Raw genomic sequence first — 26598 nt, 5'->3', positions numbered from 1 at the left:
GCTATACAGAATGCTTGTGCAGCAGCGATTCAGGACGACAGAACTTACCGACTGGTATCACAGGCCTGACAATTTTTACGTAATGAATAATATTTTACGGCAGCTTATAAAAAAACAGACCGCCAATATGCGGTCTGTTTTTTTATTACAAGAAGAACGTCGTTACTTAAAGTGCGTTTTCGATAACTTCCCGAATGGTTTTCGCACGATCCTGCACCTGATTCTCTGCATTGATAATTGGCGAGTGGTTAATCGTTAACACACCATCGCTGTATGAGGCACATTTATCGGAGTTATGAATATCGCCATCATTTTCAATAACTATTTTTTTCAGATCAGCCTGGACGGCTTCCTGGCAAAAATCATCGGCGCACAATTCTTTAAGTGCAATAATTACTGGCTCAAAATAAATCAAAGGCCAGGTTTGATCATACAGATGTGAGTAACCATCAATGGTAATGGTGTCCCACTTAATTTCAATTTCGAACTCGAACTTAGCAGCTTCGAAGATCTGAGCCTTCAATGAATCCAAACGATCCTGTTCGAAATCACGTGCTGCTTTTTTTTCCTTAAGTCCCATTGTCATTCCTTAAATTCTGACAGGCTAATTAACATAAAAAGATCCGCCTCCCAGCGAATCTTTTTCATTGACCTGCAGAACCAGCATCACCGTTTCTGCAGATGGTCGTTAATCAAGCCGCATTTCGATGCCCGCCGCAGCCATATGCTGCTTGGCTTGCTGCACTGTGTATTCGCCAAAGTGGAAAATACTGGCGGCCAGCACCGCATCGGCATGACCGATCTTCACGCCATCCACCAGATGGTCGAGGTTGCCCACACCACCTGAGGCGATCACCGGTATATTAACAGAATCAACAATAGCACGAGTAACACCGAGGTCGAAACCCGATTTCACGCCATCACGGTCCATAGACGTCAGCAGGATTTCACCAGCGCCGAATTCAGCCATTTTTACCGCCCACTCTACCGCATTGATACCGGTCGCCTTGCGGCCACCATGGGTAAAGATTTCCCAGTGATTATCACCGACCTGCTTGGCGTCAATCGCAACGACAATACACTGCGCACCAAATTTATCTGACGCCGCTTTAACAAACTCCGGGTTGTATACCGCGGCAGAGTTAATCGACACCTTATCAGCGCCAGCATTCAGCATACGGCGAATATCGTCCAGCTCGCGGATGCCACCACCCACGGTCAGCGGGATAAATACCTGTTCGGCGATGGCTTCCACCATATGCACCGTGGTGTCACGACCTTCGTGACTGGCGGTAATATCAAGGAAGGTAATTTCGTCGGCGCCCTGGTCGTTATAACGCTTGGCGATTTCCACCGGGTCTCCGGCATCGCGGATACCAACAAAGTTCACACCTTTAACAACACGTCCTTTATCAACATCCAGACAAGGAATAATACGTTTGGCGAGCGCCATATCAGGCTCCTGTTAACTCGTCAGCCAGCGTCTGAGCTTCGGCGACGTCCAACGTGCCTTCGTAAATCGCACGGCCGGTAATAGCACCCAGAATGCCCTGGCTGGCCACTTTGGACAGCGCACGGATATCTTCGATATTGGTGACGCCACCGGAGGCGATCACCGGGATCCCCCCCTCAACCGCCAGCTGCAGCGTGGCTTCGACGTTCACGCCCTGCATCATGCCGTCACGGGCAATATCGGTATAAACGATGGAGGTTACACCGTCGTTTTTGAACTGCTTGGCCAGATCGACGGCTTTAACATCAGACACTTCCGCCCAGCCATCGGTCGCCACAAAGCCATCCTGCGCATCCAGACCGACAATGACAGTGCCCGGAAATGCCTTACAGGCTTCTTTAACAAACTCCGGCTCTTTAACCGCCTTGGTACCGATAATCACATAGCTGACGCCAGCCTTAATGTAATGCTCGATGGTTTCCAGTGTACGGATCCCGCCACCAATCTGAATCGGCAGACCCGGAAAGGCTTTGGCGATTGCCGTCACCGCTTCGCCGTTAACCGGAGTACCGGCGAATGCACCGTTCAGATCCACCAGGTGCAGGCGGCGACAGCCGGCATCGACCCAGCGCTTGGCCATAGAAACCGGATCATCGCCAAAGACGGTGGAATCTTCCATACGGCCCTGACGCAAACGCACACACTGACCATCTTTTAAATCAATCGCAGGAATTACCAGCATTGTTTTACCTTACATTCTGAATTTGGAATCAGGCCTGACCATCCCAGGCGAGGAAGTTTTTCAGTAACGCCAGACCGGCGTTATGACTTTTTTCAGGGTGAAACTGCACCGCAAAAACGTTGTCTTCGCCCATCGCCGCCGCAAAGTCGACGCCGTAATGGCCACGGCCTTTCACCTGGGCAACATTCGCCGCCTGCACATAATAGGAATGCACAAAGTAGAAACGGCTGTTATCGGCGATACCGGCCCAGAGCGGGTGCGCAACCTGCTCAACACGGTTCCAGCCCATATGCGGGACTTTCAGTTGTTCGCCGTTTTCCACCAGATCATTGCCGAAGAATTTTACTTCGCCGGGAAATAATCCCATGCACTCAACGCCGCCGTTTTCTTCGCTGCGTTCCATCATGGCCTGCAGGCCCACACAGATGCCCAGCAGTGGCTTGCTTTCACGCACTTCGGCCACGACCTGATCGATTCCCTGACGGCGGATTTCTGCCATACAGTCACGGATAGCACCGACACCGGGCAATACCACGTGATCAGCTTTGCGGATCACGTCGGCATCGCTGGTAACCACCACTTTGGTATCCGGCGCCACAGTCTGCAGCGCGCCATGGGCGGAGTGCAGATTGCCCATGCCGTAATCAATCACTGCACAGAGTTTACTGCTCATTCATTTATCCCTTGTGCTTACAGGCAACCTTTAGTGGACGGCATAACACCGGCCATGCGTGGATCCAGCTCCAGCGCCATACGCAGTGCGCGGCCGAAGGCTTTGAAAATGGTTTCGGCCTGATGGTGGGCGTTAAAGCCTTTCAGGTTATCGATATGCAGAGTCACACCGGCGTGGTTAACAAAACCCTGGAAGAACTCCCAGAACAGCTGAGTATCCAGCTTGCCGATGCTGGCACGGGTGAATTCTACCTTCATATCCAGACCGGGACGGCCGGAGAAGTCGACAACCACACGCGACAACGCCTCATCCAGCGGCACGTAGGAATGGCCATAACGGACGATGCCTTTTTTATCACCGACGGCCTTGGCGAATGCCTGACCGAGGGTGATACCGATGTCTTCCACGCTGTGGTGATCGTCGATGTGGTTATCACCTTTACAGGTGATATCGAGGTCGATCAGACCATGGCGGGCAATCTGATCCATCATATGTTCCAGAAAAGGTACGCCGGTATCAAAGCGTGCTTTACCGGTGCCGTCCAGGTTGATGGTGACGCTGATCTGGGTCTCCAGCGTATTACGCTCGACCGTTGCGCTGCGGGCCATGGGCTTGCTCCAACTCTCGCAAAAAGGAAAAGAAAGCATTATAAAGCAAAGCGCTTAAGAAAATAGGCCGGGACAAGGCGGCGGGACAAATTCCCGGCAATATTCCGCTCCGGCCTGCTATCCCGCCATCCTATGGAGCCATGCTGTGCCCGTTAAATTGGAACATATCCAGTCACCGGCCGATGCCGACTGGAACGATCTCGACAAAATTCATCAGGAAACCACAACCAACGGCCTGCTTTCTGACCGCACCGCACTGGAGCAACACCTGCAGAGTGGTGGCTGGATTATGGCCGGACGTTTTAACGACCGTATTATCGGCGTGATTCTGGCAAACGAAAGCAACGAGGGAGTACTTCTGCAACAGGCGGCGGTACGCACCATCACCCAGCGCCGTGGCGTGATGCACCAGTTACTGCATTTTATTCAGCAGTGGGCGACCGGCGAAGGAAAAACACTCCGTATTGAAGCCTGCCCGGACGACCTTACTGCTGCTCTGCAGCACCGCGGATTCACGCTGAAAGATAACTTATGGACATACAATCCAGACAAATAACCCATCATCGTTGCATGGACGCAACAAAAAATTCATAAACCGCCACCTTTTCATCTCCGGCGCCGATAGCCATACTGGTCAAACTGTAAGTCTCCTGACGGATAACCAATATGCGAATCGCTATCCAGACATTATCAACCTTTGCGGTTTTTTTAGCCGCATTGCTTGCCTGCTCCGGTGTTGCAGCCAATGAGACTGGTACGACAGCCGTTACGGCTGAAGTTGCACCACGCGATGTAGTTGCTTCAGCAACGCTGGGCATCATTAACGAGCTGAACAAACTGCAGCCGGAACAGCGCACCGAAGAGGAAGTCCGCCGCCTGGTGCAGACCTATATCGTGCCCGCTATCGATCAGGAAAAAATCGCCATGGGCGCACTGGGCAAGTACTGGCGCCGCGCCAACCCGGAGCAGCGTCAGGCCTTTATTGACCGCTTCCGTGAGCTGCAGATCCGCACCTACAGTGGTGCCTTTAAAGCCTTTAATGGCGAACAGTTCGAATTTGATGAAGCACGCTTTAATGACAGCGGCGATAAAGCACTGGTTAAAGGCACGCTGAAACAGAACAATGGCAACACGATTCCTGTGGACTTTCGCCTGTACCGCGATAAAGACAGCCAGGAATGGCGTATCTACGATGCCGTCATTGCTGGCCTGGGTATGGTGAAAACCTACCGCGAGCAACTGAGCGAGCGTCTGCAAAATATCAGCATGAATGAACTGCTGGCGGAACTTTCTGCACAGGACGCCAACTAAGTTACAGCAAGTCTCTCTTTCTTGTTTTTTTCCTCCCCTATTACTGGCCCTTGCGGCCAGTTTTTTTATGCCTGCGTTTCGCCAGACAATGGTAATCCTCACACTCCTTACCTAAGCTGAAGAAGGTGCCGTACGCAGGCGGACATACTCGGCAAAGCCCGCCTCCGCCGCGAAGGAATATCTTCCGCAATCCGGCACAGCAGTTTATTGTCTGTCTCCGGCCGCCAGAATCATGCAGATGCCTCTGTCGCGGCCACTCAACAGGATTGTTGGCAGGTATTCAGCCTGGGGCATATTGCCAGCAGCAGGGAATCGGAGAGTGTTGTGCAGCAGGGTCGCATGAGCAGTTTTATTCAACGGGAGAATCGTATCCATCCGATGATTTGCACACAGGGTTATCCCGGGCATGCGCAGGAGAGTGAGCTGTGATCCGCTCTCTCAGCGCACAGTCGCTGCGCCGTAAGCTGGTTATCATCGCTCTGATTACCACAGGCCTGACCCTGCTGGTTTCAAACCTCGCCTTTATTTCTCTCGAATACTATCTGAGCCGCCAGGACACCCAGAAAAAACTGACCGTACTGGGTGAAGTTATTGCCAACCGTGCTACCGCCGCCCTGACCTTCAGCGACTTCGCCTTACTGCGCACCAATCTGAATACCCTGCGCGCCGATAGCAGTGTTGTGCGTGGCTGTATCTATGCCGAAAGCCAGGCGCTGGCAGCGTCTTATCATCCGGAAGACGGCGCAACACAGTGCCCGGAAATCCTGCAGGGCCTGCAAAATAATCAGCACAGTAATTTCGCCCAGTTTTTCCCCATTCTGCTGGACAACAACCCCATCGGTACTCTCTATATAGAGATCAGCCACAAAGACCTGCTGCAACGAATTAATCAGTTTCTGATTTTTTCACTGCTGATTCTCGCAGCGGCGGTTTTGCTGGCGATTTTCCTGGCGACCAAGCTGCAGGACGTCGTCGCCAGGCCCATGAAAGATCTGGGCAATACCCTGCGCCATATTATGCTCAACAAGGACTACTCCATCCGCGCAGCCAAAGAAAATAACGATGAACTGGGCGATCTGGTCGATCTGTTCAACGGTCTGCTGCTGACTATTGAAGACGAAAACGCCTCGCTGAAAACCAGTGAAGAACGCTTCCGCAAACTCACCGCCCTCTCGCCCGTTGGTATTTTTCAGGTCGATGGCAAGCAACGTTTGCAATATGTGAATCAGCGCTGGCGCGATATTCATGGCATTCCCGATGAATTACCCAGCCTGCAGGACTGGTTTGCCCGTATTCACCCGGATGATCTCAGCACCACCCAGCAAGCCTGGAACCGGCTGATCTGCGAACAGGAAAGTATCGCACTGGAATTGCGTCTGGTACGCCGCGATCACAGCCATACCTGGATTCAGTTACTGGCCAGTGCCCTGCACGACCGTCATGGCGAATTATTGGGTTATTTAGGGGCTATTTCAGATATTTCCGAGCTGAAAGCCGCCCAGATTCAGATGGAAAACCTCGCCTTTTACGACCCGCTGACCGGCCTTGCCAACCGCCGCCTGTTTAAAAACCGTCTGGAAAAAGCCGTTAAAAGCGTACTGCGTTCCGGCTCTTCGATGGCGCTGATGTTCCTCGATATGGATCAATTCAAACGCATCAACGACACCCTGGGTCACGATGCCGGCGATATTCTGCTGAAAGAAGTTTCCAACCGCTTAAGCGCTACCGTGCGCGAAAATGACACCGTATCGCGCATCGGCGGTGACGAATTCACCATCCTGCTGACCGATGTTCATCACACCTCCGACGTATTGGTGGTCGCCGAAAAACTGCTGCTGGCACTGGCCAAGCCCATCCGTATCAAAGGTCAGGACATCGTCACCACTGTCAGTATCGGTATTACCCTGACGCCGGACGATTCCACTGACGTTAACACCCTGATGAAAAATGCCGACCTGGCCATGTACCGCGCCAAAGAGCTTGGACGCAACAACTTCCAGTTTTTCTCCGAGGATATGAACCAGTCGATTCTCGAACACCTGTCACTGGAAAAAGAAATCAACGAAGCCATTAACCGCGAACAATTCAGTCTGGTATTCCAGCCTAAAATCAGCCTGTTCGATTACAGCGTCACCGGTGTTGAAACCCTGATCCGCTGGCAGCACCCGGACAAAGGCATGATTACTCCCGACCGTTTTATTCCCGTTGCAGAAGAAACCGGACAAATTATTGAAATCGGCAGCTGGGTGCTGGAGCAAAGCTGCCGTCAGATCAGCTCACTGATCCGCAGCAATGTACTTCCCAATACCGCCAAGGTTGCGGTTAACCTCTCGGCCCGTCAGTTTACCGACCCGAGCCTGCTGGCCCGTATTAACAGTGTGATCGAAATCAGTCAGATCCCGCCCCACTGTCTGGAGCTGGAAATTACCGAAAGTACGCTGATGGAAGACGTAGAAAGCGCGATCCAGATCATGCAGGAAATCAAAAAAATCGGTGTTGCCATCGCCATCGATGACTTTGGTACCGGCTACTCATCTCTGGCCTATATCAAACGCTTCCCGATTGACGTACTGAAGGTCGACCGCTCCTTTGTTATGGATATCCCGGACGACAAGAACGATATGGCAATCACCGCTGCGGTAATCGCCATGGCGCATAAACTGAGTATGACGGTGGTAGCTGAAGGCGTCGAAACCCAGGAGCAGCTGCACTTTTTACGGCAGAACAACTGCGATGAGGGCCAGGGCTATCTGTTCAGCCGGCCACTCTCTTTGGGCCAGCTGCATCAGTTCCTCAACGAAAACGAGCGCATGCGTCAGCAGGGCAACCATATCAGCCTGCTGCAATAAGCCCTCGTTCCACAACGCTGAAATACCTATACTGGCGCCCAAATCTTAATCATCTGTATTTATGACGCGCTCATTTTCTTTCGCCGATGCCGTGCTCGGCTGGTATCACAAACACGGCCGCAAAGACCTGCCCTGGCAGCAACAGATTAATCCTTACCGGGTCTGGGTTTCCGAAATCATGCTGCAGCAAACCCAGGTCAGCACAGTGATTCCCTATTTTGAACGCTTTATGCAGCGTTTCCCCGATGTGCAGGCGCTGGCCGCCGCGACTCAGGACGACGTTCTGCACCTGTGGACCGGCCTCGGTTACTACGCCCGCGGACGCAACCTGCACGCCTGTGCTCAGGCCGTGGCGCGCGACTTTAACGGCGAGTTTCCGCGCAGCGTCGAAGCCTTAAGCGAACTGCCGGGCATCGGCCGCTCCACCGCCGCCGCCATCGCCTCCATCAGCATGAATATCAATGCGCCGATTCTCGACGGCAACGTCAAACGCGTTCTGACCCGCTTCTTCGCGATTGAAGGCTGGCCCGGCGAAACGAAAGTACAGAACCAGCTGTGGACGCTGGCGGAAGAACTGACGCCGCAACACAGTTCACGTGAATACACCCAGGCGATGATGGATCTGGGCGCCACTCTCTGCACACGCAGCAAACCCGCCTGTGGTATCTGCCCGCTGCAGCCACAATGTGAGGGCTTACAAACCGGCAAGCCAACACAGTTCCCGAACAGCAAACCGAAAAAAGAAAAACCGGAAAAGCACAGCCTGCTGCTGATGATTCAGAACCCGGCTGGCGAATACCTGCTGCTGCAGCGCCCGCAGAAAGGTATCTGGGGTGGCTTATGGAGCTTTCCGGAGGCGCAGGACATACAACAGGCCCGGCAACTGCTGCAGGAACAGCTCAATCATCACAGCAGCGATGATGAAGAGCAGTGGCTGACCCCTTTCCGCCACACATTCAGCCACTATCACCTGCATATTCAGCCGATACTCATCCGTCTGCCGCACAGCCATCTCGCCGTAGGCGAAACTGGCGACCAGCAGCAACACTGGTACAATCCCCGCAACCCCAGCACGCTGGGCCTGGCAGCACCGGTAAAAATGCTGCTGCAAAGCATGGCCGGCACCAGCGCCGAATCCGGCATACCGTCCGAGGAATTGTTATGACCCGCACCGTTTTCTGCAAAAAGTACCAACAGGAACTTGAAGGCCTGAGCAGCCAGCCCTTCCCCGGCCCGAAAGGCGAAGAGATCTTCCAGCATGTGTCAAAGAAGGCTTGGGATGAGTGGACCGTGCACCAGACCCGCCTGATTAACGAGAAACACCTCAATATGATGGACATGCAGGCGCGCAAATATCTGACCGAACAACGGGACAAATTCTTCAGCGGCGACGAGTTCGACAAGGCCGAAGGCTATGTTCCTGAAAATAAAGATAAATAAACCGATTGCGAGGGGTTGACACTCCCTCAGCCAACGGGTTTAATACGCGCCACTTGACGAACACAAGGTTGTTCAGCAAGACGCCCAGATAGCTCAGTCGGTAGAGCAGGGGATTGAAAATCCCCGTGTCGGTGGTTCGATTCCGCCTCTGGGCACCATTAATTGTATATATTTCAGCAACTTGCGAGCACGCCTGCTGGAATAGCAAAGCACCCTGACTACAAACTGACTACACAATATATTTAGTTGTGAAGGTCGAATTAGGGTGCTATATTTTTGTTAGACAAGTAAATCCTAGATCAACCGCGAGTTCTTCGTAAGCGTACTGTGAGTGCGTCGGCTCTAGGGATTGTCTAACAAATCGAATAGAAGCCTCCCACGTGGAGGTTTTTTTTTGGGAGCTCGATGCGTGGGATCTGCAATTGTATATTTGGATGAAAGCGGCGACTTGGGTTGGAAGTTTGACTCGCCCTATCGCCGTGGTGGCTCTAGTCGATTCTTGACCATTGCAGCTGTTATAGCTCCAACAGAAAAAAAGCATCTTCCGAAAAGGTTAATTAAAAAGCTCTATCAGAAATACAAGTGGCCGACCTCAGAGGAAATGAAGTGGGCCCAAATGAGCAAACTACAAAAGCTTGATTTTAGCAGCCGAGTGAAGGCTCTCTGCTCAAGCAACCCAGACATCCACATTAGAGCCATAACTGTAAGAAAAGAAAATGTTGCCCCCGAACGTCAGAGCGACAGCAACAAACTGTACAACTACATGATCAAAAAATTCTTGTGTGAGTACATGACTCAATACGAGAGCATTACGCTCGTTCCAGATCCCCGAACGATTCGGGTCGAAAGTGGAAACAGCCTCCATGATTACCTTCAAACAGAGCTCTGGTTCGAACTAAATTCAAATACGCAACTCGCTACATGCCCTGTAGACAGCGCAAATTGTCTCGGCCTTCAATTTGCGGATATGCTATCTGGGGTTGTTCGAGCACAATACGAAGATCTGAATGAAGATTACTTTAAGGTTCTTGCTGACGACTTAGAAAACCACGAATTATTTTTTTGAGTAGCAGCCCAGAGGGTTCTTCACTAAAACATCTGCCAAATGATCCGGTGCAAAATGTGAGTAGCGCATCGTCATTGTCAAACTAGAATGCCCCAGAATCCGCTGAAGCGTCAGTATATCCCCGCCATTCATAAGGTAGTGACTCGCAAACGTGTGTCTGCACACATGGGTTAACTGACCTGCCGGCAACTCAATCCCACTCCTTTCAATCGCCTTTCTAAATGCTCCAGAACAGGGCTCAAATAGCTGCCCGCTTTTACCTGAGATATAGCGATCAACGACCTCATCGGAATATGGGATTGCCCTAACCTTTCCACTTTTGGTCTTCGCAAAGGTTATCTTTCCATCCCGAAACTGATTGGCATTAAGCCCTTCAGCCTCACCCCACCTTGCTCCTGTTGCCAAGCAGATCCTCGTGACTACCAACGCTGAGTCATTCCTGCTCTGTTCAAGCTCAGCCAAAAGAGCAGCAATCTGCTCCCTGCTAAGCCAGGACAGTTCAACCTCATCAAGCTTCAAAGGTTTTATATTCTTTAAGGGATTTTCCGTTTCCCACTCTCCCGAGCGGGCCAACTCATTAAACACCGCCTTAAGATAGGCAAGTTCATGATTCAAGGTGTTCGGAGATACGCCTTCAGAATCTATTCGAATTGACCTGTAGTAAGAAAATTCTTTTGCCGTCAATGACAGCGCAATTGGATTGCCTAATCTCTCAGCAGTTTGCAGCAGCTTAGACCGCCGTCTATCACCATCCTTCAGTGAATATCCATGCAGCTCATACCATTTGTGAATCAACTCAGAAAGCAAACGCTTGTCAGCCTTTGAAGCGTTCCATTCCTTTTCTGAACTAGCCGAAGAGATGACAAACTTTTCAAACCTGGCAGCTTCCCCCCGAGTATCAAATTTCTTCCGTACTCGCTTGCCTCCCCGGCCATGTGGATAAAGGTCAACTAGCCATTTATCGCCGTCTTTCTTAATGGTCATAACTTAGTCAGAAAACATTGGAAGTTGATCCAGGAATCAGCAGCTCAATAAAGTAGCGACTGCACATCAAGTACTCACGGCTTTCAGATCCGTATTCCGTCGATATCTCATTCAGATCCGCCATAGCCAGACTCCTGAAGAAGTTATCGATGCCGTCTTTGCCTCCATCAGGAGAATAAGTAATTGCTTCGCTGTACCTCCTGCCAATGTCAGACAGTGCTTTCTCTTGCCATTCCCGTCTTTGAGACGGTAACGGACTCGCTTGTCCACCTTGCTCAAGATCAGCTATACCCGACTTATCAGAGATGAAAGCCAAAATCGTTTGAACATAGCGGTACTCTGATACTGCTGTAGCGTAGATCTCGCCTTTCTGAATAAAGTAATCATAGGTATCACGATTAACCGGGCTCAATCCTGCGTTTTCATCACCTGTTACCAGCCAATAGCTGTATTCCGGATAAGTTGCCCCCAGGTACTCGATATGTGATGAGTTCATGCGTTGCTTTCCCCTGAACGCATTACTCCAAACCTGTTTTGAGATTCCACTCCCCTTTTCAAGCTCACCTAAAGAGACCCCCAAGGACTGAACCAGAATCTTGGCACGCGCTTCAATGCTCATTCTTTCACCATGTAACAATGTGCAGGATAGTGAAATTAAATCATAAGTTTACTAAAAACAAAAACAAATGATTGACAGACGGCCAATTAGCCATCAAAAATAAACAATATAGATACAAAATTCGTAAACAATAGATACGAGATTCCTATGGAAGACATCCAATCCACTAGCCAGGCAGGCGTTCTTCAGTTAGGGCCAGTTGTAACCAAAAAGCTGTTCTCTCAGCTCACGGGGCTGACGGAAGAGACTATCAGGGGAATGATTGATCGTGGCCATCTGCCAACCGTGAAGATCGGCAAGCACCGAATGGTCAATGTCGCATTGATTACGAAAGAAGCGCTTGAAGCAGAGTTTGAACGTTAAGAGTGGCCTTACCAGCGCCAACTGGTAAGACCTCCAAGGGTGCGCCAACACCCTCAGTTTGTCCCGATTCGCTAAAAAAGGAACGCACGAATGGTATCTCAACCACTCAGTCGTGGCCAGTTTGTCGGCCATGATCGCCATTTACATTCAGATCATGAGCTCATGGGCTTTGGTACCCATGAGTGCGCTGTGTTCCGTGAGCGTTTCTTCACCAAATTCTTTCCATTGGCTTCAGCAATCAAAGCTGAGTATCTGGAGATTGCTCAGAAGCAATCCCATGTGCAGGCGAATCTACGCTTGCTTGACCTTGATAAAACGCTTCAGATCCGGGACTTCAACCTGCTTTCAGATCCTGAACAGGTAACGGAGTTTGCCGGTAAGCTGGCCTCAATCTGCCTTGGTATTGCTAATGGCTTGAGCACAGAAAACGCTTACCAGTCCTGCTCTGAACTCGCTCTGTCATACACCCTCACACCACCGGCCCCCGAAAACCACTCAAATAATACTGAGGCCTGTCTGGCTCGGCTCTGCTGCGAAAAATGGTGGAAACGCAATTTGATGCGGCTGAAAAAGACTACGGTAGAAGCCGTGTCCCGTGAGCTGAAGCAGGTTCACAACCATGCCGTTCCTTATTGCTCAACGATTTCACTGAATGAGCATCGCAAGCAGAAACTGGCTAACCGTGCATTCCTGCAAGCGCAAATCGCAGTCAACGAACTTGATCAGGAATATACACTCGCTGAGCTGTCAGATCTGGGGGTATCCAATCCGGCTATCCGCCGCCTAGAACTGATTACCCGCTGTAAGGGATACGAAGTTCTTGCTAAAGAAATGGGGCATGAAGCCCTGTTTGTGACATTCACAGCCCCCTCTCGCTTCCATCGTATGACCAAAATAACCGGTGAGTCCGGCAAGGTAATCAAGGTCGTTCCAAATGGGAAATTTGATGGGGCAACGCCACGCGACACACAGGAATATCTGTGCTCTACCTGGGCAAAGATTCAGGCCAAATTCCACCGTGAAGGTATTCGCCCTTATGGCTTTCGCGTTGCAGAACCTCACCACGATGGCACACCTCATTGGCATTTCCTTTTATTCGTTCAAAAAGAACGCAGTGAGGAACTGGTTTCAATCTTCCACCGCTGGGCACTGAAAGATTCACCTGACGAAAAGGGTGCAGCCCAACACCGCGTAAAAGTAGAAAAAATTAAAACTGGTATCAATCCGGCAACCGGGCGGGAGTACTCCGCAACCGGCTACATCATTAAGTACATCAGTAAAAACATCGACGGCCACGGAATCGACAACGATGAACAGGCCGCAAAAGACAAAGACTGGAACGGTAAGAACCCATACGAAACGGCTGAACGAATCGAAGCATGGGCCAGAACAAACCGCATTCGCCAATTTCAGCCCATAGGAGGCCCAAGCGTGACGGTATGGAGAGAACTCAGACGCCTGAGCGAGCAGGAAGGTGTCGTCGAACAAGTTAGACAAGCTGCTGACGCTGGTGACTGGGCTGCATTCGTAAAAGCCATGGGCGGCCCGAATATCCCACGCAATGAGTATCTGGCACGGCCTACTTATGCCTTGTCGGAGAAGCTGGATTTTGCCACAGGCGAGATTACCGAAGTCACCCACACCCGTTATGGCGATGAAGCCAAAGAGCGTGTTGTGGGCATTCTGATTCACGGTATTACGGTCTTAAGCCGAACCCACTTCTGGCAGATCCGTGAGAACGAGAAGGTCATCAAAGCCCGCCAGAAGATTATGGACGGTATTGCCGACATTCTTGAAGAGATCCAGGAACAGAATCAACAGCTTCCTGTGTCATTGCACAGCGTCTACATGCAGCAGGCGCAGCCTGCTGCCTTGGACTTGTTTCAATAACTCTACGCCAACCACCATGAGGTAAAAACCATGTTAAGCATCAGCATCATTGACGGCCATCATCAGGCCCAATCCCGTAGCACCAAGAACGGAATCCGTTACTTCCAGGAGGCTTACGCTCACCTGGGCGGTGCCTTTCCTCAACAAATTGAAATCCCACTCCGCAACCCTGCGGATGCCAAACCTATTGGTGAATACACACTCGATGTCAGCACCTTTCAGGTAGGCCGCTTTAAAAACCTCGAACTCAATCCGTTCGAGCTGCGTTTAAAGCCTGCTGAAGCCCCTCGCGCGGTTTCAAAGGCCTCATAACGTGTTTCCTGAAGTTGACCCCGCACAGGCCATTGAATTCGTTCAAGCGGTGGGTCTTCTCTGGGCTTCTGCCTGGGTAATTGTGCAAATCAAAAAAGCAATTTAACTCTCATAGGAGAACGAAAATGGAAGAAACAACTACTTCAACTGCGCTGGATCTGACCTCAGTAACTGACACTATCACTGGCTCTTTGGGTGATGTGCAAACCGTTGGTCTGGCAATTCTTGGCGTCATCGTCGGTATTGCTGCCTTCAAATGGATTCGTCGCGCAATCGGCTAATTCCTTTTCAGGGTTATCGGGGCGTTCGCGCCCCATTTTCTATAAGGATTGATTATGGAATGCGTTACACCATTAGAACTTAAATCAATATTAGATTCGGCACTTGTCCTCTTATTGGTTTTATGCTTCACGATACTTTCGTTATACGCAATAAATAAGTCTTGATTATTGTTTTTCAAAATTATCAATACTTAACTTAGAAGTGGTGAGCAATGAAAATATAACGATTTTATTTGCTACTAGAAATTTCTCTTTTATGTGTTCCAGCGTCTCACAAAAGGATTGATATGGAATGGCTTCTTTATATCGTGGTTATGCTTGTTGCCTTTTATATTTTATTTCGCTGACCGCATTCGGGTTTGTCGATACCTCATTGTTTCCCGGTGCAAATACAGTTCCCACAACGGATGGTAAAACAGCACGAGTCGCTGGTGTAACATCCATCAATACCAGTACAAAGAACGCCAGCCTTGTTCTTGATCTTCGTGATAAATACGGAAACCCCATCAGGGTTTTCAAAGAGGCGCGTTTCAGTTCTGCCAAACTTAAAACCTACGTCAAAACCTGCGTTAAGAACCCCGTATCCTGCGCAGCTTCAGCGGCGCTCACTTCTGCATTGCTTTACTACGGTTACACGCTTACCTCAGATGGTGAAATTGTGTTGCCAGGCAACGCCGGTACCTATCCAGAGTGTGTAGAAAAGCCGTATCCCTGGAATGATGAAGGTGGCGTCGTCACCGCCAATGGGCCTCTACCGTGTGCAACAGGCCCAAACTGGGCTGGCAAGTATGTGCTGTATACCTTTGAACCCTACCCACAATATCCAGATGCCCCCTATAACGGCGATTTACCTCAAGGGGTTGTCCGCTTGAACGGGTATGTTTATTCACCTTCACTGGGTGAATACGCAGAACTCCAAGTTCACTATCAAAACTGGTATGACACTGCACCTGTTAAGCCTGCAACGGATGAAGAACTATCAGAGGAACAAGCCACTGAAATCGCTCTTCAGAACCCTGAAATGCTTCAGATAGTTCCAGGTGTTTACGCAGACATATTTGAAGCTGTAGAAGTTGCTGAGTCTGCTACAGATGGTGATTTTTCTGGAATCCCGATTGATCCTGATCCCACCGATACAGACAACACCGAACCCACAGAGCCGATGATCGGCATGGATTACGTTGAAGAGGAAACGGTGGATCTGTCCGATTATTTTGATTTTGGTATTGGCTGGCTACCAAAGACCTGTCCTGCGGATAAAGATCTTCTCACGATTGGCGATAAAACCTTCACCTTCGAGTATGGAACACTCTGCTCATTATTTACGGATTACGCTTCTCCCTTGATCCGCTTTGGCGCTGTATTGAGCTTTATTGCCATTATTTTCGGAGGTATTCGCAATGAGTAGCCTGTTTCTCCATTTCACAGCTCTGGTTGCTGGTCACGTAGTTGCAAGGATCTTACTTGCCCTGGGCATATCCTTCGTTACGTTTCAGGGATTGGACTACATCTTGTCCAAGGTCGTGATGCTGGTGCATGACATGTTTACCGGCTTACCTGCCGATGTTGCCGCTTTATTGGGATTGGCTGACGTCGATCTCGCTATCAATCTCATTGTATCCGGATATACCGCCCGAATTACGATGATGTCACTGCGTCAAATGAGGTTTTAATCATGATTCATTTGATTACTGGAGTGCCCGGCTCAGGTAAATCCTTACTAGCCGTCGAGTTGCTCTATAAGAACTCAGTATCCGACAAAATCAGACCGGCTTATTCGAATATCAACGGTCTTGATACTGAGGCTCTGCGCTGCTTTGAACTTGAAGACGTTGAGCACTGGTTTGACCTTCCAGACGGCGCTCTGATTGTTATCGACGAATGTCAGCGATGGTTCCGTCCACGCCCCAACGGGTCGGCGGTTCCCGAATACATCAGCCGCTTTGAGACACACCGACATCAGGGGTTGGATATTATTCTGATTACACAACACCCTGGGTTGATTGATCGCAACATTCGTAAACTGGTTGAGTTGCATCAGCATATGTACCGCGCATTCGGCATGAAGCGCCGCACCGTCTTAGAGTGGAACACCTGCAACGAAAGTCCTGAACCCTCTCACTCCGCATCAGATGCAGCTAAGAAGCAAAAGCCATTTGATAAAAAGCTTTTTCAGTTCTACAAATCTGCAACCGTCCATACTCATAAACTTCGGCTTCCGTGGAAATACATCGGCCTTGCAGCCGGATCAGCTCTTTTCGTTTCGTATTGCATCTATAGCCTTTGGCATTCAATGAACGAAAAAATTGATTCCAGCAAACCAAAACAGAGCAAGACTCCTGCACAAACCGAAGTGGTCACAAAACCTCAGCCAGGTAAACAACCCTCTGTGACCAATGATAGTGAACTCCAGTATCGTGGTTTTCAACGCAGTGGCGGTCAACTGACTGTCTTCCTCGAAGATCCAACGTCAGGCCAGTATTTCACACTCCAGGACTTTGACGGTTACAGGCGTCAGGGGGTGGATATTGTCTTTTACATTGCAGATTTCAACTATCGGGTAAGAGATAGAGATTTACTGGCACTTCTGCCCTGATAGCGGGGCAGACGGGCGCTTGCGCACGTCTGACACGCTATAGGGCAATCAGCCCTCAGTTTCGCAAGCGAAACTCATTAATTTATACCCGCCAGAATAAAACATACGTCCACCGAAGGAGATAATACATGCAAGTCGAAACCTTACTGCATCGCCAGGGCGGTCTTTGCTTCTATTGTCGTAAACCACTGCCGAGGAAAGATGCTTCCATTGAGCACATCATTCCAAATTCAACAATCGGAGCCGAAGGCTTCAACAACCTGGCTGCCTGCTGCAAATCCATGAATTCTCATCTTCAGGGTATTTCACCCAAGCACAAGATTGAACTTCTGCTGAATCACTGGGGCGGCTGCCCCTGCCCGGATCCAACGATTGTCAGACCACCGACCAGACCAATGCCTCCGATGTTCACAGACTATGACGACCCCGGCTTGCCATACCGAACTGAAAGGGATATCGGTAGTTCCGAGCCCTTAACGCCTCCAGATGAGATGCTCGCCCTGGCTGACCAGCCCCGCGGCGATTGAGCGCCTACCGGGGGTATGGGGGCGGTAGCGCCCCATGATAAACAACGACATATCTAACGTATTCAAAATCTCAATTGATTTGCCGTTCTGTAATCAAAAAACGTATTGGCATGATTTGATTGACTACATTGACAAGCCTACAGGGAAGCCGCAGTATTCCGTTCCCCAACGTGATCTGCGGTTTCCTGTAGTCATGCCGCGATAGGTAAGATACAAATCCTATTTTACCTATCGCTTAATTTTCCCACTCCCATTCTTTGTTGGATCTACCAATACATAAGTCTGCCCTGATTGCGGGGTGGGTGGCATAGGCTCACCTCTGGTGACCGTTCTTTCTTTGCCCGTGTCCCCTCCACGTGGTCCTAAAATTGCGTACTGACCTGATGCGGGAGCTGTTTGCCCCGGTTTGTATGATTTAGCCATGCTAAATACCTCGTAGTAGTTAATTTTGCAGAAAGTTCGCTTCTGCAATACTCAATATACTACCAAAATGAACACGATCAAGCTTTTTTTTCACTTAAGCGTTACATAAAGTTTTGCTATAATGAACTTTGTAGAATGTAAGGAGAATTCCAAATGTTTTCAGAGCGCTTAAAGAAGCTAAGAACAGAGCAAGGGTTAACCCTTGAAGCCTTGGCTGTTAAGGTTGACTCTACCAAGAGTTACATATGGGAACTGGAGAAGAACAATGACAAAAAGCCATCTGCCGACCTAGTAAACAAGCTAGCCAAAGAACTGGGGACGACAGTTGAATATATGCTAGGTGCTGACCATGACGATAAAGACATGGTTTTCTTTAGAGAATATAAAAGTCTAAGCGATCCGACAAAGAAACAGCTGCAAGGAATGCTGAAAGTACTACGGCAAGGAGCCAAAGACGATGACTCAGACTCCTGATTGTAAAAAGTTTGCGATCCAGCTTGCTAACGTCTGGATTGCAACCCATCCAACTAAGCCCTTCCCTGTCAACTGCAAAGAGATTGCGGAAGAGTATGGAATCAAAGTCGTAAGCGAAGTATTTCCCGATGACTTCCAAGCATGCTTAGTCATTGAGAATAACCTCAAGGCCATCATTTACAATGACGCAATTAAAGAACAAGGAAGGATTAACTTTACCATAGCTCATGAGCTGGGCCATTTTTCCCTGCATAAAGATCAGCAACAACTACGCTGCAGTATCGATGATCTGCAAAACTTTGGTGATTTAGCTCCTCATGGGCAGGATATTGAGCGAGAAGCCAATCTTTTTGCGGCAACACTTTTGATGCCAGGAAAGGACATAAGACAAAGAATACATAAACAAGTGCTTTCACTTCCACTTATCCAAGATCTGCATAACCTCTACGAAACTAGCATGACCGCCACAGCATGTAGAGCCGTAGAGAAGCATAATCTACCAGCTGCAGTCATCATGCTCAGTAGCAATCAAAAAGTGCTTTGGAGTTATAGAAACTCTTACTTCCCTCATTTTTTCGTAAGGAAAGGGCAGCTAATAAATCTCAGTAACAATAGCTATGCTTCTGCAGCAGACTGGGGGGGGAGTGAATTCGAATTTCCTGTTCATCAAGCGGTTATTGAAATGCCAGCCTACAAATCCATATTGGTGGTTCTATCCAGAATGCCTACATTTTGACTACCAAGCTGTGGAATATTGCGGCATTGTGTGGAGATTCCATAGATACGTCACTGATTTCATGGAGCTAAGTGCAATTCTGTGGAATAGTGAGGATACTGCTTAGGGATTGAAAATCCCCGTGTCGGTGGTTCGATTCCGCCTCTGGGCACCACGAATATTAAAGAGCCCGCATAGCAATATGCGGGCTTTTTTATTGCCTGAAATCCGGCGTCATCTCAGGTTCGATTCATCAGAGCCATCTATGGCTCTACTCCTGCGGACAGTCTGCGGCTGTGCAAATCTGTTCCCGGCCGATTTGTTCACCTCTGGGCACCACGCTTTCTAAGAGCACTCGCTAGTGCGCAACTTTTTCATGCCCGCCTTTCAGGTTGTCACACATATGGTACACATTCGTGACACTCTTTCTGATCTGGCTCGATTCCTTTTCTACTTCAATCGCCTCTGCTTCTCTCTGAAAGTCACAGAGAACAGGCAAACAGGACGAATAAAAAACGACTGCCGGTTTGATAGCCCATTGGTTGATAATGATTTACTGCCGCCCATATTAGTGTGCACGATATCCTTATAATAAGATCTACGTCACTCCATCGTGAGTAGCTATACAACCCTTGCTAACAGCTGAATTGCTGCGTTTAAATCTTCTGGCTTGCAATAGCTAAAATTAAGTCTGATGGCCGGAGATTGAATGTCATCAGCACTATAAAAAACATCTCCAGGCACAACGGCTACGCCTTTCTCTAAAGCATTTTTTGCAATTTCCATTGGATCTCCCTGAGCAAGCCTCAACCAGAGAAACATGCCACCCTCAACTTCCGCATATGATACCTCTGGCGGAAGATGCTGATTAATTGCCTGTGCCAGCGCTTGATAACGCTGGCGATAGTGGCTTCGAACATTACGGAGATGCGCTTCAAATTCAGGGTGAGTGAAAACTTCCAGCAAAACAGCCTGCATCGGTAAACTGCTATGCAGATCAGATGTCTGTTTAACCCTTATCAGGTGAGTAATCCATTCCTCGGGCCCGGTTACAGAACCAAGCCGCAAACCCGGCGCTGATATTTTTGATGATGACCGTAACACCATGGCATTTTCAGGGCAGAAAGATGATACGAGGGGAAGATCTTCACCTGAAAATCTAAGGTCCCGGTAAGGGGCATCTTCAATCAGCGTAACATTAAAAGCCTGACACAGATTTGCTACCTTTTTGCGAGTTTGCAATGACCAGCTGATGCCGGTTGGATTATGAAAATCCGGTACGGCATAAAACAGTTTGACTGGCCTTGATGTAAATAATTGTTCCAGCGCCATGAGATCCGGGCCATTTGGCGTCTGCACTACGGTATTGATGTTTGCCTGTGCCAGGGTAAATACCTGCAAAGCACCAAGATAACTCGGAGCTTCCAGAACAATGTGATCCCCTGGATTAATGTACGTTCTGGCAATAAGGTCTAATCCCTGCTGAGACCCGGTTGTCACCAGCGTGCCGTGCGATTCCTTCAGATCACAGGTTACCCTCAGGTGCTCCAGCAGCGGTGCATAACCCCGCGTCTCGCCATACTGAAAAACCTGTTTATTACTTGCCACCTTAATCATCGCTTCCTGCAGCAAGGCATGGGGAAATAAATCCGCCGCAGGCAGGCCTCCGGCTAAAGATATAACGCCATCAGCCGTGGCCGCCCGGAGAATTTCGCGTATATAGGATGAGCGCAGTTGTTGTACGTGTTTTGCCGTCTGCATATAGCTCTCCGCCTGAATCAACTCTGTTATTAGTAATAAAAGACGGTGTTGATAATATACTTCTCAAATAATCTGAAGATTGTTGGTATAACGCACATCTATTGTCGAAACATGCGTTTTCACATGTCGATATATGATGTCGGGGGAGAGAATCTGTTGGACTATCATCAACGATCGCGGATAAATAATGCGCTGTACGCTATCCACAAAGACATCTCAGCAGAACTGACAGCTAAAGCATTGGCTGATGTTGCCTCTTATTCCGAGCAGCACTTTCATCGTATTTTTCGTCAAGTTGTCGGTGAGTCTGTTCATCAATACATCCGCCGCACACGGCTGGAGCATGCCGCCAACCAACTGATGTTTGAGCACCGCAGCAGCGTTCAGGAAATTGCCGAAAAGTGTGGCTTCCATTCGGTATCCTCATTCAGCCATGCCTTTAAGCAACTGTTTTCCGTTTCACCAGGAGCCTGGCGCTCTACCGGAAGCAAAAGTACCGAACCGCCTTATCTGAACGATCCTGAAATTGCAGCCGGCTATCAGCGGGTACAAAGTCGGGAATTACCTCAGCCGGATATTGTCACCCTAGAAAACCAGCCCGTTGCCTATGTCAGACACCAGGGCTATGGGCGAGACATTCGCCAGGCCTGGCAGACACTACAGGCCTGGGCGGCATCAGAAGGACGCGATAGCACACAACAAATCGCACTCCACCACAGCAATCCGGCCTGGGTGCCTCTGCCCAAATGCCGTTATGTTGCATGCATTGGCATTGAAAAGCCGCTCACTCGTAGCGGAGTTGTGAACAGCATGGTTATTCCGGGAGGCGTGCATGCAGCATTTCGTCTGGAAGGTTGCTATGGCGATTTATTACCTTATCTGAGTCGTATTATGGAGGAATGGCTCCCTCAGTCAGGTTTTAAAATGCAGACAACTCCAGCACTGGTCTGCTATGAAAAGAATCACTTTTTAGCCGAAGATGCTCACTTCAGGCTGGTCTTCAATTTGCCTGTTTCACTGATGTAAAGCCGTGGATAGATCAAACCGACATTGGCTGATGCTGCAACTCAGGACATTTGCCAAACACAAGGCATAAGGCCTCTTTAGCAAAACAGACCAACTCCTCTCCTGAGAAACGACCATCGAAGCCTGGCGCGCTCTTACTTCAACTGACTCCTTTACCGCTCAATCCGAGCCACACAAGCTCAGATGCAACAAATAGTCCCTGAACAGTCTGATACCCTTTCTCACTCGCTTAATGATAATTTATAGCTTTAATCTATATTCCATAAAATACACAAGCCCACAAAGCAGCCATCGAATCCAGCTGGATATTGCAGTATTAGCCAACCTCCTCGCTTCCTTCGCTCTGATTTTCATCGGGCTGCAGATTGATTATTTTTTAAACAATTTAAACGGGTGTTACAAAGCGTGGGGGACAGGGGGATTTTTCTTCAACTTATACTCAAAGTTATCCACAGATTCTGTGGGTAAACCGTAACAGAATCGCCATATAAAGAGTTTTTCTGTTAAAAACAACTCTTAATTCTGCTGATTATTAAAAAAAATGACTTGCCAACGCATTACTCTGAAAAACCTGACGGCTGTGTAAAAAACACCATAAAAGCCTTGATTTTCAAGGGTTTCCGGTAAACCGGCCGATACCGGACTGGCACCATGGCAAAGCGTTACTGGCCTGTTGCGGGCTGCAGGCAGTTATCGCCAGCTTATCCCTTAGTTATACACAGCATTCTGTGCATAAATAAACAGGCTTTCACTGAACAACCTCTGCCCGGGTGAAATTCCGATCAGGTTATTCACACAAAGAACTGCTTTTTCAGCGACTTAGATCAACGTCTGCAGATACTGCTACAGCAATTTCCCTTGCTGAACAAAAGGCCATTGGGTTAACTGACAGCTCTGCCCGGAACTACAGGATTACCCCCGTTGGAATTGCTCAAGCGCATGCTCTTTCCGGTCATTATGCTGCTGCTGGCGTTCAGCCTGTGGAGCAGTCCCCAGCTGCAGCAGATTGCTGCCGGTGTCGCCATCTTCCTGTTCGGCATGCTGTCACTGGAACGTGGCTTCCAGAGTTTCAGTGGCGGCCTGATCGAACGTGTCCTGCAGCGCTCCACCAATACCACCGGCAAAGCCCTCCTCTTTGGTGTGGCCGCCACCACCCTGATGCAATCCAGCTCACTGGTATCGGTGCTGAGCATCTCCTTTCTGTCGGCCGGGCTGATCAACCTCGGTGCCGGACTGGGCGTTATTTTTGGTGCAAATCTGGGCACTACCACCGGCGCCTGGCTGATTGCCGGTTTTGGCCTTGATATCAACCTTTCCCAGCTGGCGATGCCAATGCTGGTGTTTGGCGTCATGCTGCTGTTTCAGCCCAATCAGAGCCGCGCCGGTATCGGCCATATTCTGGCCGGCATGGGGTTTCTGTTTCTCGGCATTGATTACATGAAGGATGGCTTTGCCACGCTGCAGGGCAGTCTGGATCTCAGCACCATCAGCCCACAGGGCATTGCCGGGCTGCTGCTGTTCACCCTGTTCGGCATTATTGCCACGGTGGTGATGCAATCCAGCCATGCCACCCTGGTATTAACCCTGACCGCGCTGGCGGCCGGTCATGTGCAGTATATGGATGCGCTGGCACTGGCTATCGGCGCCAACGTCGGCACCACGGTTACCGCCGTGCTGGGCAGCCTTGGCGCCAATACGGCAGGCAAGCGGCTTGCTCTCGGACATTTGCTGTTTAACCTGCTGACCGGTGTGGTGGCATTGGTGTTAATGCCGGTGCTGTTGTGGCTGGTTGAACATCTCAGCGTGCTGCTGGGTATCGGCGCCGATAACTACACACTGAAGCTGGCCTTGTTCCACACCCTGTTTAACCTGCTGGGCGTCATGCTGATAGTGCCGCAGCTGCCACGTCTGCAAGGCTGGTTGTTGCATCTGGTGCCGGAACGGGCCACCAGCCGTATGCAGCCGCAATATCTGAATCAATCGGCGATGGAATCCCCTTCTGCTGCCGTTGCGGTAACCCGCAGCGAAAGCATCCGTCTGTACGCGTTATCCACCGATCTGGTACTACAGGGGCTGGGCTGGCAGGCCGATGAATTTCACCGAGGGCAGCCTATTGCGCTGTTAAGCGACCAGAGCCACTCAGCCATTCATACCAACCTGCAACAGCTGTACGAACAACAGGTGAAGGGAATTTACTCGGCCATCATCAGCTTTATCAGCAGTGCACGGGAAAAAGCCAGCGGTCGTCAGGACGAACAGCTGCGCGAGTTGCGTGCCGCCGATCACTATCTGATTGAGGCTATCAAGGGTGTCAAACATCTGCAGCGCAACCTGCTGTTTTATATTCACAGCGAAAACCCGGATATGGCGCAGGCCTATCAGCAATTACGGCAGCAAATCGGCGACGTGCTGCGCGCCATCCAGCAGGTACGCCAGATCGATGACGTGGTGGAAAGCCGCCTCGCTCTCGACCACCAGCTGCTGCTGACCGAACGCGAGCGCGAACAGTCCGACAGTCTGATCGAAGGTCTGATCCGCACCCGTAAAATCAGCGCTGAGATGGCCACCTCACTGATGACCGATAAAGGCTACTGCCAGGAAGTCTGCCGCGCGCTGATTCAGGCTGCGCGCTATCTGTTTATTGATGAGCAGAGCCCACAGGGCGACACACCGGAAAGTCTGCAACTGGAACACGCCGACCTGTCGGCCATTAACAAGCAACTGGAACAGCAACGCAGTGATGAAGACACTGCCACCCCGCCACCGGAGCAAGGCTTATGAAATTTTCCCGACTGGTGAAAAAGCTCAATGCGCTGTTTAACCAGCAGCAAAGACACCAGCAGCGCCAGCGCAAAGAGCTGGCTGCCGCGCTGAATAAGCTCAAACACAAACAGCATGAACTGAAAGCTAAGTTACAGAATTGCGACAGCGAACTGGAACGGGCGGAACTGGAAGAAAAGATTTCCATTCTCGCCACACAACGGCGCAAAGGGCTGGAAATGCTGCGCGAACTGGACAATAACGAAGACGATAACCTTTAGCCGCGCCCCGCCCTAAAGAGGTCCGCTGCGTCCTTTACCCGCAACGCAGAAACCGCTAGAGTCTTTGCCGCTTGCATGACTGCACGATTTATCTGGCACCAGAAAAGGAATTCACTATGTCGAACGTCGCCGGCAAAGCCTATGGTATGAATGTACTCACCCCGCTGCGGTGGTGGACTGCCCTCTGGCAAAAACTGATTTTCTGGGTGGTGGTAAAAACCTTCCCCTACTTCCTCAAGGGTTTACTGACCCTGTCGCTGATTCACTACGCACGCTGGACCATTATTAACCGCTGGTCATTTCCACGCTTAGACAAAAGCCAGCCGAAAGAAAAACTGACCTACAGCTACATGCTGTTTGAAAGTAATTTTAACGGCAGCTGGGATCAGTACATCGACTCCTTTTCTTTTGCGATTCCCTCCGGCCTCGACATGTTCTGGCGCTGGAATATCAAATATCCGAAATCCATTCCGCTGCACGATTTTTATAACTACATCCGTTTTAACCAGATAGAGAGCGGCCATTACTACAACGCCTATCCGCTGGCCGCGGCCAACGATGTAAAAACGGCGCAGAAATTATTCACCAATCTGAACACTTTCCAGAAAAATACCGCAAGCCTCAGCGATGAAGAATTCTTCCAGGCTTACCAGCAGTTTCTTGCCAGCAACCAGCACAACCTTGGCAGCATGGGTGAAAGCCCGCTGATGAGCGCATCGCACGAACTGGTGCAGGAACACCAGCACGCCAATCTTATGATGGCCCGCGTGGCCGGCAAGCAGGAGGCCTGAGCATGGCAAACACTTTCGGAAATTCCTACGGCCTGACCACGCTCTGTCCGCTGATCAACGGCGTCCATGACGAACAGACCTCATTCGACAAAATTACCCGCCGCCGCATTCAGCGTCTGGAAGAAGATGCCGGCAGTCCTTTTGCCCGTATTCCCAATACCTATTTTGCCCGTTTGTTTATTCTTAACGACGTGTTTTTTCAGCAGGGTAACGACGTTGCCCGCGATCACCTGAAATCCAAATACCTGGTATTTACCAGTAACTTCCACGGTGAGCTGGAACCCTATCTGAAAGGCATGTGGGATAACGCTGAAGCCGATGTGCGCAGCCTGTGGCAATATGCCGTCGCCTTTGACAAAGTGCAGAACGCCGATGATTTCATCGCCTATATCAAAAAGTGTCAGCTCACTACGACGCTGTTCTTTAACGGCTCGACCGATGTGTCATTAAAAGAGCAACTGAAAGCCCTGTATGTAAAACAGGTTTTCAGCGAATTTGCTCTCGCTCATCAGGGGCAGGATGCCGCAGCACTGCGTACCGCTTTTAATAACTTTATGGCAGAAATCAAACTGGCCGACCTGGACCAGCCAAGCTGGGCGCCCGGTCAGACCCGTCTGCAAAACATGTACTGAATTTCCCAGGGATTTATTCAG

At 50.0% G+C, this 26598-nt stretch carries 29 protein-coding genes and 1 tRNA gene; 22 read left to right on the top strand and 8 right to left on the bottom strand.

Going from position 1 to position 26598, the window contains the following annotated elements:
* Positions 1–166: 166 nt before the first annotated feature.
* The 5 genes from MT343_RS01845 to hisB form a co-directional block, all read right to left on the bottom strand.
* Positions 167–580 (bottom strand): hypothetical protein, encoded by a 414-nt coding sequence (locus MT343_RS01845; RefSeq protein WP_145470723.1) that lies wholly within the window; start codon positions 578–580, stop codon positions 167–169.
* Positions 581–688: 108 nt separating this feature from the next.
* Positions 689–1453: an imidazole glycerol phosphate synthase subunit HisF gene (gene hisF, locus MT343_RS01840; RefSeq protein WP_145470721.1), complete on the bottom strand. Its 765-nt coding sequence runs from the start codon at positions 1451–1453 to the stop codon at positions 689–691.
* A gap of 1 nt (position 1454) precedes the next feature.
* On the bottom strand, positions 1455–2195 hold the full coding sequence (hisA, locus tag MT343_RS01835) for a 1-(5-phosphoribosyl)-5-[(5-phosphoribosylamino)methylideneamino]imidazole-4-carboxamide isomerase (RefSeq protein WP_145470719.1): 741 nt from the start codon (positions 2193–2195) through the stop codon (positions 1455–1457).
* 28 nt (positions 2196–2223) lie between these two features.
* Positions 2224–2868: an imidazole glycerol phosphate synthase subunit HisH gene (gene hisH / locus MT343_RS01830; RefSeq protein WP_145470717.1), complete on the bottom strand. Its 645-nt coding sequence runs from the start codon at positions 2866–2868 to the stop codon at positions 2224–2226.
* A gap of 17 nt (positions 2869–2885) precedes the next feature.
* Complete coding sequence (hisB, locus tag MT343_RS01825) at positions 2886–3476, bottom strand: imidazoleglycerol-phosphate dehydratase HisB (protein ID WP_145470716.1); 591 nt, start codon at positions 3474–3476, stop codon at positions 2886–2888.
* A 145-nt stretch (positions 3477–3621) separates the two neighbouring features.
* Between hisB and MT343_RS01820 the strand changes: the two genes are divergently transcribed.
* The 7 genes from MT343_RS01820 to MT343_RS01790 all read left to right on the top strand — a co-directional run bounded on the left by MT343_RS01820 (position 3622) and on the right by MT343_RS01790 (position 10142).
* Positions 3622–4032 (top strand): acetyl-CoA sensor PanZ family protein, encoded by a 411-nt coding sequence (locus tag MT343_RS01820; RefSeq protein ID WP_186436026.1) that lies wholly within the window; start codon positions 3622–3624, stop codon positions 4030–4032.
* A 110-nt stretch (positions 4033–4142) separates the two neighbouring features.
* On the top strand, positions 4143–4787 hold the full coding sequence (locus MT343_RS01815; protein ID WP_145470712.1) for an MlaC/ttg2D family ABC transporter substrate-binding protein: 645 nt from the start codon (positions 4143–4145) through the stop codon (positions 4785–4787).
* Positions 4788–5212: 425 nt separating this feature from the next.
* Positions 5213–7636, top strand: coding sequence for a bifunctional diguanylate cyclase/phosphodiesterase (locus MT343_RS01810; RefSeq protein ID WP_145470710.1), 2424 nt, complete (start codon positions 5213–5215; stop codon positions 7634–7636).
* Positions 7637–7697: 61 nt separating this feature from the next.
* Entirely contained in the window at positions 7698–8801 is a 1104-nt protein-coding gene (gene mutY / locus MT343_RS01805) for an A/G-specific adenine glycosylase (protein ID WP_145470708.1), read from the top strand.
* The gene (locus tag MT343_RS01800) at positions 8798–9076 is read left to right on the top strand and encodes an oxidative damage protection protein (protein WP_145470706.1); all 279 of its coding nucleotides are present in this window, start codon (positions 8798–8800) and stop codon (positions 9074–9076) included. The genes mutY and MT343_RS01800 overlap by 4 nt, the downstream gene beginning before the upstream one ends.
* 82 nt (positions 9077–9158) lie before the next feature.
* A tRNA-Phe gene (locus MT343_RS01795) sits at positions 9159–9234 on the top strand.
* Positions 9235–9485: 251 nt separating this feature from the next.
* On the top strand, positions 9486–10142 hold the full coding sequence (locus tag MT343_RS01790; protein ID WP_186436025.1) for a DUF3800 domain-containing protein: 657 nt from the start codon (positions 9486–9488) through the stop codon (positions 10140–10142).
* On the opposite strand, the gene MT343_RS01785 is transcribed toward MT343_RS01790, so the two are convergent.
* Positions 10131–11126: a phage integrase gene (locus tag MT343_RS01785; RefSeq protein ID WP_145470702.1), complete on the bottom strand. Its 996-nt coding sequence runs from the start codon at positions 11124–11126 to the stop codon at positions 10131–10133. The two genes, MT343_RS01790 and MT343_RS01785, sit on opposite strands and share 12 nt — an antisense overlap.
* A 7-nt stretch (positions 11127–11133) precedes the next feature.
* Positions 11134–11745: a hypothetical protein gene (locus MT343_RS01780; RefSeq protein ID WP_145470700.1), complete on the bottom strand. Its 612-nt coding sequence runs from the start codon at positions 11743–11745 to the stop codon at positions 11134–11136.
* A gap of 147 nt (positions 11746–11892) precedes the next feature.
* On the opposite strand from MT343_RS01780, the gene MT343_RS01775 reads away from it, so the two are divergent.
* From MT343_RS01775 to MT343_RS01730, 10 genes are all read left to right on the top strand, one after another.
* Entirely contained in the window at positions 11893–12108 is a 216-nt protein-coding gene (locus MT343_RS01775; protein WP_145470698.1) for a helix-turn-helix domain-containing protein, read from the top strand.
* A 90-nt stretch (positions 12109–12198) separates the two neighbouring features.
* Entirely contained in the window at positions 12199–13998 is a 1800-nt protein-coding gene (locus MT343_RS01770; protein ID WP_145470696.1) for a replication endonuclease, read from the top strand.
* Between the two features lie 30 nt (positions 13999–14028).
* Complete coding sequence (locus MT343_RS01765) at positions 14029–14310, top strand: single-stranded DNA-binding protein (protein ID WP_145470694.1); 282 nt, start codon at positions 14029–14031, stop codon at positions 14308–14310.
* 125 nt (positions 14311–14435) lie between these two features.
* Complete coding sequence (locus MT343_RS01760) at positions 14436–14591, top strand: major capsid protein (RefSeq protein ID WP_145470692.1); 156 nt, start codon at positions 14436–14438, stop codon at positions 14589–14591.
* 292 nt (positions 14592–14883) lie between these two features.
* Complete coding sequence (locus MT343_RS01755; RefSeq protein WP_145470690.1) at positions 14884–15999, top strand: hypothetical protein; 1116 nt, start codon at positions 14884–14886, stop codon at positions 15997–15999.
* A complete protein-coding gene (locus MT343_RS01750) occupies positions 15992–16264 on the top strand; it encodes a DUF2523 domain-containing protein (protein WP_145470688.1) in 273 nt (90 codons plus the stop codon). The genes MT343_RS01755 and MT343_RS01750 overlap by 8 nt, the downstream gene beginning before the upstream one ends.
* Positions 16265–16266: 2 nt before the next feature.
* Positions 16267–17187 (top strand): zonular occludens toxin domain-containing protein, encoded by a 921-nt coding sequence (locus MT343_RS01745; protein ID WP_145470687.1) that lies wholly within the window; start codon positions 16267–16269, stop codon positions 17185–17187.
* Positions 17188–17315: 128 nt separating this feature from the next.
* Positions 17316–17714 carry an HNH endonuclease gene (locus tag MT343_RS01740; protein WP_145470685.1) on the top strand — a complete coding sequence of 133 codons (399 nt, stop codon included), beginning with the start codon at positions 17316–17318 and terminating at the stop codon, positions 17712–17714.
* A gap of 576 nt (positions 17715–18290) precedes the next feature.
* On the top strand, positions 18291–18611 hold the full coding sequence (locus MT343_RS01735) for a helix-turn-helix domain-containing protein (protein WP_145470682.1): 321 nt from the start codon (positions 18291–18293) through the stop codon (positions 18609–18611).
* Positions 18595–19347 (top strand): ImmA/IrrE family metallo-endopeptidase, encoded by a 753-nt coding sequence (locus tag MT343_RS01730; protein ID WP_145470680.1) that lies wholly within the window; start codon positions 18595–18597, stop codon positions 19345–19347. Before MT343_RS01735 ends, MT343_RS01730 begins: the two co-directional genes overlap by 17 nt.
* Before the next feature lie 600 nt (positions 19348–19947).
* On the opposite strand, the gene MT343_RS01725 is transcribed toward MT343_RS01730, so the two are convergent.
* A complete protein-coding gene (locus MT343_RS01725; protein ID WP_145470678.1) occupies positions 19948–21087 on the bottom strand; it encodes an aminotransferase-like domain-containing protein in 1140 nt (379 codons plus the stop codon).
* 123 nt (positions 21088–21210) lie between these two features.
* Between MT343_RS01725 and MT343_RS01720 the strand changes: the two genes are divergently transcribed.
* The 5 genes from MT343_RS01720 to MT343_RS01700 all read left to right on the top strand — a co-directional run bounded on the left by MT343_RS01720 (position 21211) and on the right by MT343_RS01700 (position 26577).
* The gene (locus tag MT343_RS01720; protein WP_222428619.1) at positions 21211–22113 is read left to right on the top strand and encodes an AraC family transcriptional regulator; all 903 of its coding nucleotides are present in this window, start codon (positions 21211–21213) and stop codon (positions 22111–22113) included.
* A gap of 921 nt (positions 22114–23034) precedes the next feature.
* Positions 23035–24894 (top strand): Na/Pi cotransporter family protein, encoded by a 1860-nt coding sequence (locus MT343_RS01715; RefSeq protein WP_145470674.1) that lies wholly within the window; start codon positions 23035–23037, stop codon positions 24892–24894.
* Complete coding sequence (locus MT343_RS01710) at positions 24891–25154, top strand: hypothetical protein (protein ID WP_145470672.1); 264 nt, start codon at positions 24891–24893, stop codon at positions 25152–25154. The genes MT343_RS01715 and MT343_RS01710 overlap by 4 nt, the downstream gene beginning before the upstream one ends.
* A gap of 116 nt (positions 25155–25270) precedes the next feature.
* Positions 25271–25945, top strand: a complete 675-nt coding sequence (locus MT343_RS01705; RefSeq protein ID WP_145470670.1) for a hypothetical protein — start codon at positions 25271–25273, stop codon at positions 25943–25945.
* A gap of 2 nt (positions 25946–25947) precedes the next feature.
* The gene (locus MT343_RS01700; protein WP_145470668.1) at positions 25948–26577 is read left to right on the top strand and encodes a hypothetical protein; all 630 of its coding nucleotides are present in this window, start codon (positions 25948–25950) and stop codon (positions 26575–26577) included.
* Positions 26578–26598 lie beyond the last annotated feature (21 nt).

Source organism: Venatorbacter sp. C2-1, assembly GCF_022832715.1.
Taxonomy (GTDB): domain Bacteria; phylum Pseudomonadota; class Gammaproteobacteria; order Pseudomonadales; family Oceanobacteraceae; genus Venatoribacter; species Venatoribacter alkanivorans.
The sequence above is the reverse complement of the archived record's forward strand: the minus strand, read 5'-3'. Positions and strand labels throughout refer to the sequence as shown.

What these genes read in the sequence shown, in the direction of transcription:
- MT343_RS01845 (WP_145470723.1), bottom strand. Translation starts at nt 580, where the DNA reads ATGGGACTTAAGGAAAAAAAAGCAGCACGTGATTTCGAACAGGATCGT.
- hisF (WP_145470721.1), bottom strand. Translation starts at nt 1,453, where the DNA reads ATGGCGCTCGCCAAACGTATTATTCCTTGTCTGGATGTTGATAAAGGA.
- hisA (WP_145470719.1), bottom strand. Translation starts at nt 2,195, where the DNA reads ATGCTGGTAATTCCTGCGATTGATTTAAAAGATGGTCAGTGTGTGCGT.
- hisH (WP_145470717.1), bottom strand. Translation starts at nt 2,868, where the DNA reads ATGAGCAGTAAACTCTGTGCAGTGATTGATTACGGCATGGGCAATCTG.
- hisB (WP_145470716.1), bottom strand. Translation starts at nt 3,476, where the DNA reads ATGGCCCGCAGCGCAACGGTCGAGCGTAATACGCTGGAGACCCAGATC.
- MT343_RS01815 (WP_145470712.1), top strand. Translation starts at nt 4,143, where the DNA reads ATGCGAATCGCTATCCAGACATTATCAACCTTTGCGGTTTTTTTAGCC.
- mutY (WP_145470708.1), top strand. Translation starts at nt 7,698, where the DNA reads ATGACGCGCTCATTTTCTTTCGCCGATGCCGTGCTCGGCTGGTATCAC.
- MT343_RS01800 (WP_145470706.1), top strand. Translation starts at nt 8,798, where the DNA reads ATGACCCGCACCGTTTTCTGCAAAAAGTACCAACAGGAACTTGAAGGC.
- MT343_RS01785 (WP_145470702.1), bottom strand. Translation starts at nt 11,126, where the DNA reads ATGACCATTAAGAAAGACGGCGATAAATGGCTAGTTGACCTTTATCCA.
- MT343_RS01780 (WP_145470700.1), bottom strand. Translation starts at nt 11,745, where the DNA reads ATGAGCATTGAAGCGCGTGCCAAGATTCTGGTTCAGTCCTTGGGGGTC.
- MT343_RS01775 (WP_145470698.1), top strand. Translation starts at nt 11,893, where the DNA reads ATGGAAGACATCCAATCCACTAGCCAGGCAGGCGTTCTTCAGTTAGGG.
- MT343_RS01770 (WP_145470696.1), top strand. Translation starts at nt 12,199, where the DNA reads ATGGTATCTCAACCACTCAGTCGTGGCCAGTTTGTCGGCCATGATCGC.
- MT343_RS01765 (WP_145470694.1), top strand. Translation starts at nt 14,029, where the DNA reads ATGTTAAGCATCAGCATCATTGACGGCCATCATCAGGCCCAATCCCGT.
- MT343_RS01760 (WP_145470692.1), top strand. Translation starts at nt 14,436, where the DNA reads ATGGAAGAAACAACTACTTCAACTGCGCTGGATCTGACCTCAGTAACT.
- MT343_RS01755 (WP_145470690.1), top strand. Translation starts at nt 14,884, where the DNA reads ATGGCTTCTTTATATCGTGGTTATGCTTGTTGCCTTTTATATTTTATT.
- MT343_RS01750 (WP_145470688.1), top strand. Translation starts at nt 15,992, where the DNA reads ATGAGTAGCCTGTTTCTCCATTTCACAGCTCTGGTTGCTGGTCACGTA.
- MT343_RS01745 (WP_145470687.1), top strand. Translation starts at nt 16,267, where the DNA reads ATGATTCATTTGATTACTGGAGTGCCCGGCTCAGGTAAATCCTTACTA.
- MT343_RS01740 (WP_145470685.1), top strand. Translation starts at nt 17,316, where the DNA reads ATGCAAGTCGAAACCTTACTGCATCGCCAGGGCGGTCTTTGCTTCTAT.
- MT343_RS01735 (WP_145470682.1), top strand. Translation starts at nt 18,291, where the DNA reads ATGTTTTCAGAGCGCTTAAAGAAGCTAAGAACAGAGCAAGGGTTAACC.
- MT343_RS01730 (WP_145470680.1), top strand. Translation starts at nt 18,595, where the DNA reads ATGACTCAGACTCCTGATTGTAAAAAGTTTGCGATCCAGCTTGCTAAC.
- MT343_RS01725 (WP_145470678.1), bottom strand. Translation starts at nt 21,087, where the DNA reads ATGCAGACGGCAAAACACGTACAACAACTGCGCTCATCCTATATACGC.
- MT343_RS01720 (WP_222428619.1), top strand. Translation starts at nt 21,211, where the DNA reads ATGTCGATATATGATGTCGGGGGAGAGAATCTGTTGGACTATCATCAA.
- MT343_RS01710 (WP_145470672.1), top strand. Translation starts at nt 24,891, where the DNA reads ATGAAATTTTCCCGACTGGTGAAAAAGCTCAATGCGCTGTTTAACCAG.
- MT343_RS01705 (WP_145470670.1), top strand. Translation starts at nt 25,271, where the DNA reads ATGTCGAACGTCGCCGGCAAAGCCTATGGTATGAATGTACTCACCCCG.
- MT343_RS01700 (WP_145470668.1), top strand. Translation starts at nt 25,948, where the DNA reads ATGGCAAACACTTTCGGAAATTCCTACGGCCTGACCACGCTCTGTCCG.